The following is a 13,633-nucleotide window of genomic DNA, read 5'->3' on the forward strand; positions in this document are numbered from 1 at the left end:
GTCAGGACGCTTCGATGATCATGCCGGCGCCGACCGTACGGTTGGTGGTCTCGTCGATGATGACGAAGCCACCGGTGGTGCGGTTGCGCCGGTACTCGTCGGCGAGCAGCGGGATGGTGGTCCGCAGCCGCACCCGGCCGATCTCGTTGAGCCGCAGCTCGCCGGCCGCCTCGTCGCGGTGCAGCGAGTTGATGTCCAGCCGGTAGTTCAGCCCACGCACGATCGCCCGCGCCGAGCGGGTGGTGTGCTTGATGGCGTACTTGCCGCCGACCTGCAGCGGCCGGGTCTCGTCCAACCAGCAGACCATCGCCTCGATGTCCTGGGCCACCGCCGGGGCGTTGTTCGGCCGGCAGATCAGGTCGCCCCGGGAGATGTCGATCTCGTCTTCCAGGCGTACGGTCACCGACATCGGCGGGAACGCCTCCGCGACCGGCCCGTCGGCGGTCTCCACCGCGGCGATCCGGCTGGTGAAGCCGGACGGCAGCACCATCACCTCGTCGCCCGGCTTGAGCACGCCGGAGGCCACCTGGCCGGCGTAGCCGCGGTAGTCGGTGACGGTGGTGGACTGCGGACGGATCACGTACTGCACCGGGAACCGGACGTCGACCAGGTTGCGGTCGCTGGCGATGTGCACCCGCTCCAGGTGGTGCAGCAGCGACGGCCCCTCGTACCAGGGCATGTTCTCCGACCGGCTGACGATGTTGTCGCCGCGCAGCGCGGAGATCGGCACCACCGTCAGATCGGGCGCGTCGAGCTTCGCGGCGAACGCGGTGAACTCGTCGGCGATCCGCTCGAAGACCTCCTGCGAGAAATCGACCAGGTCCATCTTGTTGACGCAGAGCACCAGGTGTGGGACCCGCAGCAGCGAGCAGAGGAACGCGTGCCGGCGGGACTGCTCGACCAGGCCCTTGCGGGCGTCGACCAGGATCAGCGCCAGGTCGGCGGTGGACGCCCCGGTCACCATGTTCCGGGTGTACTGGATGTGCCCGGGGGTGTCGGCGATGATGAACTTCCGCCGCGGCGTGGCGAAGTAGCGGTACGCCACGTCGATGGTGATGCCCTGCTCCCGCTCGGCCCGCAGGCCGTCGGTGAGCAACGCCAGGTTGGTGTACTCGTCGCCGCGCGCCGCGCTGACCGCCTCGACGGCGGCGAGCTGGTCGGTGAAGAGCGACTTGGTGTCGTACAGCAGCCGGCCGATCAGCGTCGACTTGCCGTCGTCCACGCTGCCCGCGGTGGCGAAGCGCAGCAGGTCCATGCGGCGGGGCTCCGGCCCGGCCCCGGTGGCGGCGCGGCCGCCCGCCGGGTTCGCGCCGTCCGGCGCGACGGTCTCGGTGGTCATCAGAAGTAGCCCTCCCGCTTGCGGTCCTCCATGGCGGCCTCGCTGACCCGGTCGTCACCCCGGGTCGCGCCGCGCTCGGTGATCCGGGTGGCGGCGACCTCCTCGATGACCTTCTCCACCGTGTCGGCGTCCGAGCGGACGGCGGCGGTGCAGGACGCGTCGCCGACCGTGCGGTAGCGCACCCGCGCCTTGAACCGCTCCTCACCCGCCCGGGGCCGGAAGAACTCGTTGACCGCGTAGAGCATCCCGTCCCGCTCGACCACCTCGCGCTCGTGCGCGTAGTAGATCGACGGCAGCGCGATCCGCTCTCGGGCGATGTAGTGCCAGACGTCCAGCTCGGTCCAGTTGGACAGCGGGAAGACCCGGATCGACTCGCCCGGGTGGTGCCGGCCGTTGTAGAGCGCCCACAGTTCGGGACGCTGGTTCTTCGGGTCCCACTGGCCGAACTCGTCCCGGAAGCTGAACACCCGCTCCTTGGCCCGGGCCTTCTCCTCGTCCCGGCGGGCGCCGCCGAAGAGCGCGTCGAAACGGTGCTTCTCCACCGCGTCCAGCAGCACCGGGGTCTGGATCCGGTTGCGCATGCCGTCGGCCGACTCGCGCACCAGCCCGCTGGCCAACGCCTCCGGCACGCTCGCCACCACCAGCTGCAGGCCCAGCTCGGCGACCCGCTGATCCCGGTATTCGAGAACCTCGGGGAAGTTGTGCCCGGTGTCCACGTGCATCACGGGGAAGGGGATGTTGGCCGGCGCGAACGCCTTCTGGGCCAACCGCAGCATCACGATCGAGTCCTTGCCGCCGGAGAAGAGCAGCACCGGGCGCTCCATCTCGGCGACCACCTCGCGCATCACGAAGATGCTCTCGGCTTCCAACGCGTCGAGGTGCGAGACCTGGTAGGCGGGGCCGGTCACGACCGGGACTCGATTCGCTCGCTCATCCGATTCCAGACCTTTCCGGTCGGGTACGTCAGGAAGACGCTCAGGCTACCCCGAATGTCTCTGCAACGCCGCAAGCAACCGGGGAGCGAGATCCGCACGACAGACCAGCAGGTCGGGCAGGCGCGGATCCGCCTCGTTGTATTTCAGCGCAGAACCATTGATCCGGGAAGCGTGCAGCCCGGTGGCCGTCGCCACAGCCACCGGCGCCGCCGAGTCCCACTCGTACTGGCCGCCGGCGTGGATGTAGGCGTCCACCTCACCGGTCACCACCGCCGCGATCTTGGCGCCGGCCGAGCCCATCGGCACCAGGTGCGCCCCCACCTCCTCGGCCAGGTCGGTGAGGAAGACCGGCGGCCGGCTCCGGCTGGCCGCCAACCGGATGGTCCGCCGCCCGCCCGCGGCCGCCGCCTCCACCGTCAGCGGCGGGTACGCCGGCGGGTAGTCGGTCGCGAGCACCCGCTGCTGCGCCGGCAACGCCACCGCCCCGGCGACCAGCCCGTGCGGCGTCGGCGCGGTACGCGACCAGAGCGCCACGTGTACCGCCCAGTCCGAACGGCCCTCCTCGGCGAACTCCCGGGTGCCGTCCAGCGGGTCGACGATCCACACCCGGTCGGCGGTCAACCGGGACACCGCCCCGGTGTTCACCTCCGCCGCCCACGCCAGCCGCGACCCCTCGTCCTCCTCGGAGAGGACCGCGTCGCCCGGCCGCCACTGCGCCAACTCGGTGCGGATCAGGTCGTGCGAGACCTTGTCCCCGGCCGACTTCAGCGCTCCCGCGTCCGCGAACCCCAACTCGGCCCGCAGCGCCAGCAGCGCCTGACCGGCCCGGGCGGCCAGCCAGCGGGCGAACGCGCCGTCGATCATCGGAGGACTGCCCATGAACTTCCGCTCCCGTCGCCTCGTCCCGTCCCGCGCCGCCCGGCGCGCCGGCGACAACCCGCGCCGCCGGTCGCGTCACTCGGGCGAAAGGCGCAGACTACCCGCCGACGACGTCCGGCCCCGGACGCCCGCCCGGCTCACGACCCGTGGTACAGGTTCTGCGTCGGCTCCACGCCGCGGGTGACGACCGACTCCACCACGTCCGCAGCCCGGTCCACCAGGAACTCCAGCTCCTTGCGCTCGACCGCGTCGAAATCCGACAGTACGTAGTCCGCCGGGTCCTGCCGCCCCGGCGGCCGGCCGATGCCGAATCGCACCCGGACGTAGTCCTTGGTGCCCAGCGACTTCGACATCGACCGCAGGCCGTTGTGCCCGCCCTCACCGCCGCCGCACTTCACCCGCAGCTGCCCGTAGCCGATGTCCAGCTCGTCGTGCACAGCGATCACCTGGCCCGGCGCCACCTTGTAGAACTGCGCCAGCGCGGCCACCGGCCCGCCGGAGAGGTTCATGTAGGTCAGCGGCTTCACCAGCACCAGCTTGGGCCCGCCGAAGCCGAGCCGAGCCTCGGCCACCTCCGCCACCGCGCGCTTGTGCCGGCCGAACTTCGCGCCGAGTCGCCCGGCCAGCAGGTCGGCCACCATGAACCCGACGTTGTGCCGGTTACCGGCGTACTCCCGGCCCGGGTTGCCCAGGCCAACCACCAGCCACGGCCCCGCCTCGTCCGTCACGACCCGCCCCTCCCGCTGTCGCTGTCACCAGACCCCGAATACGCCGACAGGCGCCCCCAACCGCTCGGGGACGCCTGTCGCACGAAGCGAACCGATCAGGCCTCGGTACGCGCCTCGGCGCTCTCCCCGCCCTCGGCGGCCGGAGCTTCCTCGGCACCCTCGGAGCCCTCGGTGACCTCGCCGACCTCGGCCTCGGCCTCCTCGGTGGCCTCCTCGACCTCGGGCAGGGTGGCCTCGAGCTGCTCGGCGGTCGGCGCGGCGGTCACCGCGGCGACCGGCAGCTCCGGGTCGGCGGCCAGCTCGACGCCGGCCGGCAGCTGAACGTCGCCGGCGGTGACCTGCGAGCCGGCCTCCAGGCCCTCGATCGAGGCCTCCAGGTGGTCCGGCACCTTGGTGGCGTCGGCGGTCACCGAGAGGGTGTCGTGGTCGTGCACGATCAGGGTGTCCTTGGCGGCCTCACCGGTCAGCTGGACCGGGACGTCGACGGTGACCTTCTCGCCGCGCCGGACCAGCAGCAGGTCGACGTGCTCGAAGGTGTCCTTGATCGGGTCACGCTGGATCGCCTTCGGCAGCGCCAGCGCCTGGGTGCCGTCGCTCACCTCGATCGCGAAGAGCTGGTTGGCGCCACCCTTACGGATCGCCGCGGCGAACTCCCGGGCGGGAAGCGCGATGTGCTTGGGCTTCTCGCCGTGGCCGTACAGCACGGCGGGCACCTTGCCGGCCCGGCGGGTACGACGGGCACCACCCTTGCCGAACTCGGTACGGGGCTCGGCGCTGATCTTTACCTCGGACACGGGGAAACTCCTGATGCTTCGCTGCGGCGGCTTGTCGTCTGGCGGTGCTGGGGCGAGGGGCTCGCTGGGGCTCATGCGTCATGAACGACTGCCCGGAGCACCGCGTCGATCACGGTGCCTCCGTGCGGCGCTTGTCAGCGGCCCGCCGGGCACCCTCGCCGTGGCAACCGCACCAGTCTACCCGAGCTGATTCCGTGCTCTCCGGCAGTCCCCAGGTCTCCGCTCCGCCGCCGGCGTCGGCGCTCGGCGAAACGGGCCGGCGGGGGTCGGGCCACCGCCCCACCCCCGCCGGTCGGTCAGCTCAGGCCGCCGAACAGGGTGGTCACCGAACCGTCGTCGAACACCTCACGGATCGCCCGGGCCAGCAGCGGCGCGATCGACAGCACGGTGAGCTTGTCGAGCTGCTTCTCCGGCGGCAGCGGCAGCGTGTTGGTCACCACGACCTCGCTGATCGGGCTGTTCTTCAGCCGCTCGGTGGCCGGATCGGAGAGCAGGGCGTGGGTGGAGGCGACCACCACGTCCGCCGCGCCGGACTCCTTGAGGATGTCCGCCGCCCGGCAGATCGTGCCACCGGTGTCGATCATGTCGTCGACGATCAGGCAGACCCGGCCCTCGACCTCGCCGACCACCCGGTTCGCCACCACCTGGTTCGGCTTCAACGGGTCCCGGGTCTTGTGGATGAACGCCAGCGGGCAGCCGCCCAGCCGGTCCGTCCACCGCTCGGCCACCCGCACCCGGCCCGAGTCCGGCGCCACCACGGTCATCGGCCGGCCCGCGTACCGGTGCTGGACGTACTCGGCGAGCACGTCCATCGCGAAGAGGTGGTCCACCGGGCCGTCGAAGAAGCCCTGGATCTGCGCGGTGTGCAGGTCGACGGTGAGGATCCGGTTCGCGCCCGCGGTCTTGAGCAGGTCGGCGATCAGCCGGGCCGAGATCGGCTCCCGACCCCGGTGCTTCTTGTCCTGCCGCGAGTACGGGTAGAACGGCAGGACCACGGTGATCCGCTTCGCCGAACCCCGCTTCAGCGCGTCGATCATGATCAGGGTCTCCATGACCCAGGTGTTGACCCCGTGCGTGACGGACTGCACCACGAAGGCGTCCGAACCACGCACCGAGTCCTTGAACCGTACGAAGATCTCACCGTTGGCGAACTCGTACGCGTCGGCCGGCGTCGGCGCGACGCCGAGCACCTCGCCGATCTCCCTGGCCAGCTCCGGAAAGGCCCGTCCGGAGAAGAGCATCAGGCTCTTGCGGTTTTCGGCGACGATGCTGCCCATGGCCCGTCTGCTCCCGTTGTGGTCGGTGGTGCCCGGCGCGCGGTGGTGGTGGGCCGGGGACTATTCGGTTGCAGTATCTCCCCCGGCGGACGCCGGCCCCACCGCCTCGGCGCCGCCGTGGATTGCCTCACCTTCGCTTGCGGCACCCGCCCCGCCCGACGCACCCTCCGCGGCCCGCAGCGCCCGCTCGGCCGCCGCCGCGGAGACCGTGCCGGGCCGCTTGCGGGCCACCCAGCCCTCGATGTTGCGGTGCGGCGCCCGGGTCACCCCGAGCGCGCCGGGCGGCACGTCCTGGGCGATCGCGCTGCCCGCCGCCACGTACGCCCCGGGACCCACCTCGACCGGGGCGATCAGGCTGGTGTCGCAGCCGACGAAGGCCCCCTCGCCGACCACCGTCCGGTGCTTGTTCACCCCGTCGTAGTTCACGAAGATCGTCGCCGCGCCGATGTTGGCCTTCGCCCCGATCGTCGCGTCACCCACGTACGACAGGTGCGGCACCTTGGCGCCCTCGCCGACCTCGGAGTTCTTCACCTCGACGAACGTGCCGACCTTCGCCTTCCCGGCCAGCCGCGCGGCCGGCCGCAGGTACGCGTACGGCCCGACGCTGGCCCCCGGGCCGACCTCGGCGCCCACCGCGTGGCTGCGCAGCACGGTCGCGCCGGCGCCGACCACGGTGTCGATCAGGGTGACGTCCGGCCCGACCAGCGCGCCGGTGCCGACCACCGTGCCGCCGCGGAGCTGGGTGTTCTGGTCCACCACCGCGTCCCGGTCCAGCGCGACGGTCACGTCGATCCAGGTCGTGTCCGGGTCCAGCAGGGTCACGCCGGTCCGCATCCAGGCCTCGTTCACCCGGTCGCGCAACAGCCGGCGCAGCGCGGCCAGCTCGACCCGGTCGTTGCAGCCCAGCGTCTCGACGTGGTCGGCCGCGACGTGCACCGCGACCGGCTCGCCGGCCGAGACCAGCAGGCCGAAGACGTCGGTGAGGTACTCCTCGCCCTGGTCGTTGTCGGTGGAGAGCTTGCCCAGCGCATCCCGCAGCCGGGCCGCGTCGAACGCGTAGATCCCGGCGTTGATCTCGCGGATCGCGCGCTGCGCGGCGGTGGCGTCCCGCTCCTCGACGATCCGCTCCAGCCGGCCGTCGGCGTTGCGGACGATCCGGCCCAGGCCGGTCGGGTCAGGCACCTCGGCGGCGAGCACGGTGGCCGCGGCACCCTCGCCCTCGTGCGCCGCCACCAGCGCGGCCACCGTCTCGGGACGGAGCAGCGGCACGTCACCGTTGATCACGACGACGGTGCCGGTGGCGTCCGGCGCCGCGTCCAGCGCGATCCGGACCGCGTGCCCGGTACCGAGCTGCTCGGCCTGGAGCACCGGGGTGGCCTCCGGGGCGATCTCGGTCAGGTGGCCGCGCACCTGGTCGGCGCCGTGCCCGACCACGACCACCGTGCGGTCCGCGCCGAGCGGCGCGGCGGCGGTCAGCACGTGGCCGAGCAGCGTCCGGCCGAGCAGCGGGTGCAGCACCTTGGGCAGCGCCGACTTCATCCGCTTGCCCTCACCGGCGGCGAGCACGACGACGGTGCGGGTGTGGGGCTGGGACACGGCGCGGCTCCAGTCGGGACGACGGACAGTCTCGCGGCCATGCTAACCAGAGGGAGTGGGTGGATTGCCCGATACCCCGCTCCAGGCGGGGCATCGAGGAAGGCTCGGCCGCCAGGATTCGAACCTGAAACTCAAGAGCCAAAATCTTGGGTGTTGCCAATTACACCACGGCCGATCGTGACGCAAGACAGCTTAGCGCCTCGGCGGTGACCGCCCCATCCCCTACGTGATCATGTCGTCAAGTCCCGCGACGAGCCCTTCGATACGCCAGTACAACTCTCGGCTCCGCGGCACGTCGATGACCAGACATCCGTGATAGTCGCCCTGAATGTTGCGCCGGACCGTGTTGGGGCGGTGCGCCTTCAGCGTCGCCCGCCGGAATCGCTCGGCCGGCAGGTCGAGTTCGCCGGCCCACCATCGCTCGGCGGCCACGGCATCGGCGGACTCGTGGATGCTGACCCGGTAGGCCGGAACGCCGCGGTCCACCCCGCAGGTCTCCAGAAAGCGCAGGAAGAGGCGGAGCAGCCGAACATCGCTGTTGACGAACTGCACGCGGTCGTCGCGCCGCCACGGCTTCGACTTGGTGCCTTCGCACCAGTAGATCGCCGCGCCCAGCAGCAGGAGATCGCGTTCGTCGAGCGGGCCCACCGTTTCGGCCGCGCGCCTCCGGGCGTCCGCCTGCGCGGCGTCGCGGGTCTCCCGGTGAGCCGCCCAGCGGGCCTCGGTCATCCGCGCCGCGTGGTCGCGCCGGCGCTCGGCGGCCTGGTCGTCGGGATCGAGCGGCAGGTGCTTGACCCACTGGTAGGCGGTGGACCTGGCGACGCCGAGCTGCCGGGCGATGTCGTTCACCGACCGCCCCAGCCCGCGCAGCTCGATCGCCTCGGCACGCAACTCGTCCTTGGCGTTGGGGCGGCGGGTGCGCTCCGGTGCCGGCACGCCGCGCAGCAGGTCGTAGACCTTGTTTCGGCCGAGGCCGGTGCGGGCCCGGATCTCGCGGACGGAGAGCTGTTCGACGGTGCGCAGGCGACGCACCTCGGCGGCGAGCGGATCGACCATGACCAGCAGGTTAGAACGCACGTACGACGTTCTCACCCATTCATTCCCGAAACTCTCCCGTGCGAACCGCGGTGCCTCAAGTTACGGTGACGTAGGCGTAACTTTGCGATCTTGCCCGACCCCTCTGCGAGGTGCCATGTCGACCGCTCTGCTGGACCCGAACAACGCCGCCGGCCCGAAGCCACTTACCCAGGGCACCCAGTCTCCAGGCATCCTGGTCGCCCTCTGGGCGTTCGTCGTGATCCCCTTCGTGGCCCTGATCGCCGCCGTCCCGGTCGCCTGGGGCGGCTGGTTGAGCTGGACCGACGTCGCCATCGCGCTGGTCTGGTACGTGGTGTCCGGGCTCGGCATCACGGTCGGCTACCACCGCTACTTCACCCACGGCTCGTTCAAGGCCAAGCGGTGGCTGCGGATCGCCCTGGCGGTCTCCGGTTCGCTGGCGGTACAGGGCGAGATCATCCAGTGGGTCGCCGACCACCGCCGCCACCACGCCTTCTCCGACCAGGAGGGCGACCCGCACTCCCCGTGGCGGTTCGGCGAGAGCCTCGGCGGGCTGGCCCGCGGCATGTTCCACGCCCACGTCGGCTGGCTCTTCGGCCGTGAACTGTCCAACCGGGAGCGCTTCGCGCCGGACCTGCTGGCCGACCGGGACATCAACCGGGTGGACCGGCTCTTCCCGCTGCTGGTCAGCGTCTCGGTGCTCGGCCCGGCGCTGATGGGCGGCCTGCTCACCTGGTCCTGGCAGGGTGCGCTCACCGCGCTCTTCTGGGGCGGCCTGGTGCGGATCGCCCTGCTGCACCACGTGACCTGGTCGATCAACTCGGTCTGCCACGTCTACGGTGAGCGCCCGTTCGCGGTGCGCCAGGGCGACCGGGCGTCCAACTTCTGGCCGCTGGCGATCCTGTCCTTCGGCGAGAGCTGGCACAACCTGCACCACGCCGACCCGACCAGCGCCCGGCACGGCGTGCTGCGCGGGCAGGTGGACATCTCGGCCCGGGTGATCTGGCTGTTCCAGAAGGTCGGTGCGGCGTACGACGTGCGGTGGCCGAAGCCCGAGCGGATCGCCGCGAAGCTCGCCAAGCCGGTCGCCGAGCGGTAAACCGGGCGGTGCCGGTGCGGGTTACCTGGCAGTATTGCCGGGTGACCGAGCGAGACGCTGGCTCCATCCCACGACAGGGCGCCACCGAACGCCGGCGAGGTGACGACATGGCGGACGCCGCGGGCAGGGACGCGAGCACCGGCCGGCGGCGGGCGGTGCCGGCGGCGGCGGGCAAGACCACCTCGCGGGTACGCATGTCCGCGGCCCAGCGCCGGGAGCAGCTGATCTCGATCGGCCGGCAGATCTTCGCCGAGCGCGGGTTCGACGCCACCTCGATCGAGGAGGTGGCGGCCCGCGCCAAGGTCTCCAAGCCGGTGGTCTACGAGCACTTCGGCGGCAAGGAGGGGCTCTACGCGGTGGTGGTGGACCGGGAGGTCCGGTCCCTGCTGGACCGGATCACCACGGCGCTGACCGCCGGGCACCCGCGGGAGCTGCTGGAGCAGGCGGCGCTGGCCCTGCTCGGCTACATCGAGGAGGAGACCAGCGGGTTCCGGGTGCTGGTACGCGAGTCGCCGGTGATGTCGGCGACCGGCAACTTCAGCAGTGTGATGAACGACGTGGGGCACCAGGTGGAGCACATCCTCGGCGCGGAGTTCTCCAGCCGGGGGTACGACCCGAAGCTGGCCGAGCTCTACTCGCAGGCGCTGGTGGGCATGGTCGCGTTGACCGGCCGCTGGTGGCTGGAGGTGCGCAAGCCGCGCAAGGAGACGGTGGCGGCGCACCTGGTGAACCTGGCCTGGAACGGGTTGTCGCACCTGGAGGCCAAGCCGGGCCTGATCACGGTGCGGGGGCGCTGACCGGCTTTCAGGGGCGGCGCAGGTGGGACTCGTGCACCGGGTGGTTCCGGTGCTGCCGCAGCTGCTCGGCATGCTCGTCGGTGCCGACCTTGTCGTACAGGCCGGTGCCGAGCAGGAGCAGACCGAAGATCATCGACACCACGACGGTGGACATCGAGAAATTGAGGAAGTTGGCCTCGGTCTGCAGCACGGACATCATGAGGATGCTGGTGACCAGGAAGATGATGCCGGCGGTCAGGTTCATGTAGTGGCCGAGGTTGCCGCGCCGGGACGCGCCGATGATCAGCACGATCCCGAACACCACGGAGGCCAGCGAGAACGCGAGGTTGGTGCGGAGGCCGAGCGCCCAGTCGCCGTCGCGCTCGAAGAGCGGGTCACCCCAGGTCAGGGCGACGCCCCAGACCCCGAAGACCAGGATGTAGAGCCCCACCAGCCCGGCCAGGACCCGGTAGATCGGTCGTGCCGGGTGGTTCACCGGAAAGTGCACCATCGCCCGCCCTCCGTCCGAATGGCAACAATTCATCAGGATTGTCACCCGGGGCACCGGCACCTGTCCGCCGAACCGCCGGCCACACCCTCGGCACGGCACGAACGAGAGCGGGCCCGGACGAACCGGGCCCGCGGCAGGGAGGAGGGATCAGAGGACGAGACGCGCCTTCTCGAACGCCTCGCGCTCCTCGTCGCTGCCGACCTTGCCGTACATCCCGACCATCAGCAGCACCAGGCTGAGCACCATCAGCACGATGACGGTGGCGACGCTGAAGTTGAAGATGTTCGCCTCGGTCCGCAGGAACGCCAGCCCGGCCAGGCTGACCGCCATCAGCAGGTACGCCAGCCACTGGTTGATCACCACGTCGATGTTGCGGCCGATCGCGGTGCCGGCCAGCACGGCGAGCCCGAGCAGGACGCTGATCAGCGAGAAGCCGAGGTTGGTGCCCTGCCCGATGGACCGGGTGTCGTCCTGGGCGAGGACCTCGTTGCCGGCGCTCGCGATGATGCCGAGCACGCCGAAGACGACCAGGTACAGACCGGTGAGCCCGCCGATCGCCCGGTAGATCGGCCGCGCGGGGTGGTTGACGGGGGTGTGGGCCATGTCTGAGTCTCCAACGCCGTTCGGGTGAGGGTTCGCCGACGATTGTCCCGCACGTCGAGATGTGACGCCGCACACGGGTGCCGGTGTGCCGGGCACCCGCCCGCGGCGGGGCCGGTCAGCTCGCCGGGATCTCGTCGGCGAGGGTCAGCCACGTCTCCTCGGTCCGCTCCCGCTCGGCCCGCAGCTCCTTGAGCTGGGCGTCGAGTTCGGCGACCGTGGCGTAGTCGGTGGCGTTCGCGGCGAGCTGGTCGAGCAGCGCCGCCTCCTTCTGCTCCAGCTTGGCGACCTGTCGTTCCAGCCGGGCGAGTTCCTTGCGGGCCTGCCGGGCCTCGGCGGCGGACATGCCGGTGGCCGCGGCGGCCTTCGGCTGGGCGGGCGCCGCGGGCTCGGCCGGGGCGGCCCGGCCGGCGGCGCGGGCCAGGTACTCGTCGACGCCGCCGGGCAGGTGCACCAGCCGGCCGTCGCCGAACATCCCGTACGCGGTGTCGGTGACCCGTTCGATGAGGTAGCGGTCGTGGCTGGCCACCACGATGGTGCCGGGCCAGGAGTCGAGCAGGTCCTCCAGCGCGGCCAGGGTGTCGGTGTCCAGGTCGTTGGTGGGCTCGTCGAAGAGCAGCACGTTCGGCTCCCCGGCGAGCAGCCGGAGCATCTGCAGCCGGCGCCGCTCGCCGCCGGAGAGGTCGCCGACCGGGGTCCAGAGCCGCCGGTCGTCGAAGCCGAAGATCTCGGCGAGCTGGGCCGCGGAGATCTCCCGGTCACCGAGCTGGACCCGCCGGGCGACCTCCTCGACCGCTTCGAGCACCCGCAGCTGGCTGGGGAGTTCGGCGAGTTCCTGGGAGAGGAACGCCGGCCGCACGGTGGAGCCGGTGGCGAACCGGCCGCCGTCGGGGCGGGTGATGCCGGCGAGCATCCGGAGCAGGGTGGTCTTGCCGGCTCCGTTGGCGCCGAGGATGGCGATCCGGTCGCCGGGCCCGACCTGCCAGGTGACGCCGTCGAGGATGGTCTTCGGGCCGGCGTGCAGGGTGACCTGCTCCAGGTCGTACACCTGCTTGCCGAGCCGGGCGGTGGCCAGCTTCTGCAGCGACATGGTGTCGCGCGGCGGTGGGACGTCGGCGATCAGCGCGTTGGCGGCCTCGATACGGAACCGCGGCTTGGAGGTGCGGGCCGGCGCGCCGCGGCGCAGCCAGGCGATCTCCTTGCGGAGCAGGTTCTGCCGACGGGCCTCGGTGGCGGCGGCGACGCGCTCCCGCTCGGCGCGGGCCAGCGTCCAGGCGGCGAAGCCGCCGTCGTAGGAGCGGACGGCCTGGTCGGCGACCTCCCAGGTGGTGGTGCAGACGGCGTCGAGGAACCAGCGGTCGTGGGTGACCACGACGAGGGCGCCCTTGCGGCCGAGCAGGTGCCGGGCCAGCCAGTCGACGCCGCCGACGTCGAGGTGGTTGGTGGGCTCGTCGAGGATGAGCAGGTCGGAGTCGCGCACCAGCAGCGCGGCGAGGGCGACCCGGCGGCGTTCGCCGCCGGACATCGGGCCGACCGGCTGTTCCAGGCCGAGGTGCGGCATGCCGAGCCCGTCGAGGATGGCGCGGACGCCGGCGTCGCCGGCCCACTCGTGCTCGGCGCCCATGCTCTCGCCGAGCCAGGCGGTGCCGAGCACGACGTCCCGCACGGTGGCGTCGGGGGCGAGCTGGAGGCTCTGCGGCAGCCAGGCGACCCGCAGGTCGCGGCGGTGGGTGACCCGCCCGTCGTCCGGTTCCTCCTGCTTGGTGAGCAGCCGCAGCAGGGTGGACTTTCCGGCACCGTTGAGCCCGACGACGCCGATCCGGTCGGCGTCGTCCAGGCCGAGCGAGACGTCGGTGAGCAGTGGCCCGGCGGCGCCGTAGCCCTTGGACACCCGGTCCAGGTTGACGATGTTGGCCACTACCCACCTCCCATGATCAAGGCGTCCCGGGTGCGGGACGCCTGCGACAGTTGAGGGTACGCGGACGCTCCGGCCGTCCGGCCGGGCGTCGGGCCCCTGTCGGTCAACCGGCCCCCGCGCCCACT

At 71.7% G+C, this 13,633-nt stretch carries 13 protein-coding genes and 1 tRNA gene; 2 read left to right on the plus strand and 12 right to left on the minus strand.

Annotation, left to right across the window (positions count from 1 at the left end; translation table 11 throughout):
* Position 1 precedes the first annotated feature (1 nt).
* From DLJ47_RS19555 to DLJ47_RS19595, 9 genes are all read right to left on the minus strand, one after another.
* Positions 2–1,339, minus strand: a complete 1,338-nt coding sequence (locus tag DLJ47_RS19555) for a sulfate adenylyltransferase subunit 1 (RefSeq protein ID WP_109901402.1) — start codon at positions 1,337–1,339, stop codon at positions 2–4.
* Positions 1,339–2,247 (minus strand): sulfate adenylyltransferase subunit CysD, encoded by a 909-nt coding sequence (cysD, locus tag DLJ47_RS19560; protein WP_109901404.1) that lies wholly within the window; start codon positions 2,245–2,247, stop codon positions 1,339–1,341. The genes DLJ47_RS19555 and cysD overlap by 1 nt, the downstream gene beginning before the upstream one ends.
* A gap of 72 nt (positions 2,248–2,319) precedes the next feature.
* Positions 2,320–3,153: an inositol monophosphatase family protein gene (locus DLJ47_RS19565; RefSeq protein WP_109901406.1), complete on the minus strand. Its 834-nt coding sequence runs from the start codon at positions 3,151–3,153 to the stop codon at positions 2,320–2,322.
* A gap of 137 nt (positions 3,154–3,290) precedes the next feature.
* A complete protein-coding gene (pth, locus tag DLJ47_RS19570; protein WP_109901408.1) occupies positions 3,291–3,881 on the minus strand; it encodes an aminoacyl-tRNA hydrolase in 591 nt (196 codons plus the stop codon).
* A gap of 95 nt (positions 3,882–3,976) precedes the next feature.
* The gene (locus DLJ47_RS19575; protein WP_109901410.1) at positions 3,977–4,675 is read right to left on the minus strand and encodes a 50S ribosomal protein L25/general stress protein Ctc; all 699 of its coding nucleotides are present in this window, start codon (positions 4,673–4,675) and stop codon (positions 3,977–3,979) included.
* 296 nt (positions 4,676–4,971) lie between these two features.
* Complete coding sequence (locus DLJ47_RS19580; protein ID WP_109901412.1) at positions 4,972–5,952, minus strand: ribose-phosphate diphosphokinase; 981 nt, start codon at positions 5,950–5,952, stop codon at positions 4,972–4,974.
* Between the two features lie 60 nt (positions 5,953–6,012).
* Positions 6,013–7,548: a bifunctional UDP-N-acetylglucosamine diphosphorylase/glucosamine-1-phosphate N-acetyltransferase GlmU gene (gene glmU, locus DLJ47_RS19585; protein ID WP_109901414.1), complete on the minus strand. Its 1,536-nt coding sequence runs from the start codon at positions 7,546–7,548 to the stop codon at positions 6,013–6,015.
* 103 nt (positions 7,549–7,651) lie between these two features.
* Positions 7,652–7,723 (minus strand) — tRNA-Gln (locus tag DLJ47_RS19590).
* 47 nt (positions 7,724–7,770) lie between these two features.
* Positions 7,771–8,640 carry a helix-turn-helix domain-containing protein gene (locus DLJ47_RS19595; RefSeq protein ID WP_233257904.1) on the minus strand — a complete coding sequence of 290 codons (870 nt, stop codon included), beginning with the start codon at positions 8,638–8,640 and terminating at the stop codon, positions 7,771–7,773.
* Positions 8,641–8,740: 100 nt separating this feature from the next.
* On the opposite strand from DLJ47_RS19595, the gene DLJ47_RS19600 reads away from it, so the two are divergent.
* Complete coding sequence (locus DLJ47_RS19600; RefSeq protein WP_109901418.1) at positions 8,741–9,703, plus strand: acyl-CoA desaturase; 963 nt, start codon at positions 8,741–8,743, stop codon at positions 9,701–9,703.
* Positions 9,704–9,810: 107 nt separating this feature from the next.
* Entirely contained in the window at positions 9,811–10,500 is a 690-nt protein-coding gene (locus DLJ47_RS19605; RefSeq protein WP_109901420.1) for a TetR/AcrR family transcriptional regulator, read from the plus strand.
* Positions 10,501–10,507: 7 nt separating this feature from the next.
* On the opposite strand, the gene DLJ47_RS19610 is transcribed toward DLJ47_RS19605, so the two are convergent.
* The 3 genes from DLJ47_RS19610 to DLJ47_RS19620 all read right to left on the minus strand — a co-directional run bounded on the left by DLJ47_RS19610 (position 10,508) and on the right by DLJ47_RS19620 (position 13,508).
* Positions 10,508–10,990 carry a DUF4383 domain-containing protein gene (locus tag DLJ47_RS19610; RefSeq protein WP_109901422.1) on the minus strand — a complete coding sequence of 161 codons (483 nt, stop codon included), beginning with the start codon at positions 10,988–10,990 and terminating at the stop codon, positions 10,508–10,510.
* Between the two features lie 147 nt (positions 10,991–11,137).
* Complete coding sequence (locus DLJ47_RS19615; RefSeq protein ID WP_109901424.1) at positions 11,138–11,593, minus strand: DUF4383 domain-containing protein; 456 nt, start codon at positions 11,591–11,593, stop codon at positions 11,138–11,140.
* Between the two features lie 115 nt (positions 11,594–11,708).
* The gene (locus DLJ47_RS19620) at positions 11,709–13,508 is read right to left on the minus strand and encodes an ABC-F family ATP-binding cassette domain-containing protein (RefSeq protein WP_109901426.1); all 1,800 of its coding nucleotides are present in this window, start codon (positions 13,506–13,508) and stop codon (positions 11,709–11,711) included.
* Between the last annotated feature and the right edge of the window lie 125 nt (positions 13,509–13,633).

Source organism: Micromonospora sp. S4605 (assembly GCF_003176715.1).
In the GTDB taxonomy this organism is placed as follows: Bacteria; Actinomycetota; Actinomycetes; order Mycobacteriales; family Micromonosporaceae; genus Micromonospora; species Micromonospora echinaurantiaca.

Bases quoted from the DNA above. Each gene is read 5' to 3' on its own strand.
- DLJ47_RS19555 (WP_109901402.1), bottom strand. From the start codon at position 1,339: ATGACCACCGAGACCGTCGCGCCGGACGGCGCGAACCCGGCGGGCGGC.
- DLJ47_RS19565 (WP_109901406.1), bottom strand. From the start codon at position 3,153: ATGGGCAGTCCTCCGATGATCGACGGCGCGTTCGCCCGCTGGCTGGCC.
- DLJ47_RS19580 (WP_109901412.1), bottom strand. From the start codon at position 5,952: ATGGGCAGCATCGTCGCCGAAAACCGCAAGAGCCTGATGCTCTTCTCC.
- DLJ47_RS19600 (WP_109901418.1), top strand. From the start codon at position 8,741: ATGTCGACCGCTCTGCTGGACCCGAACAACGCCGCCGGCCCGAAGCCA.
- DLJ47_RS19605 (WP_109901420.1), top strand. From the start codon at position 9,811: ATGGCGGACGCCGCGGGCAGGGACGCGAGCACCGGCCGGCGGCGGGCG.
- DLJ47_RS19610 (WP_109901422.1), bottom strand. From the start codon at position 10,990: ATGGTGCACTTTCCGGTGAACCACCCGGCACGACCGATCTACCGGGTC.
- DLJ47_RS19615 (WP_109901424.1), bottom strand. From the start codon at position 11,593: ATGGCCCACACCCCCGTCAACCACCCCGCGCGGCCGATCTACCGGGCG.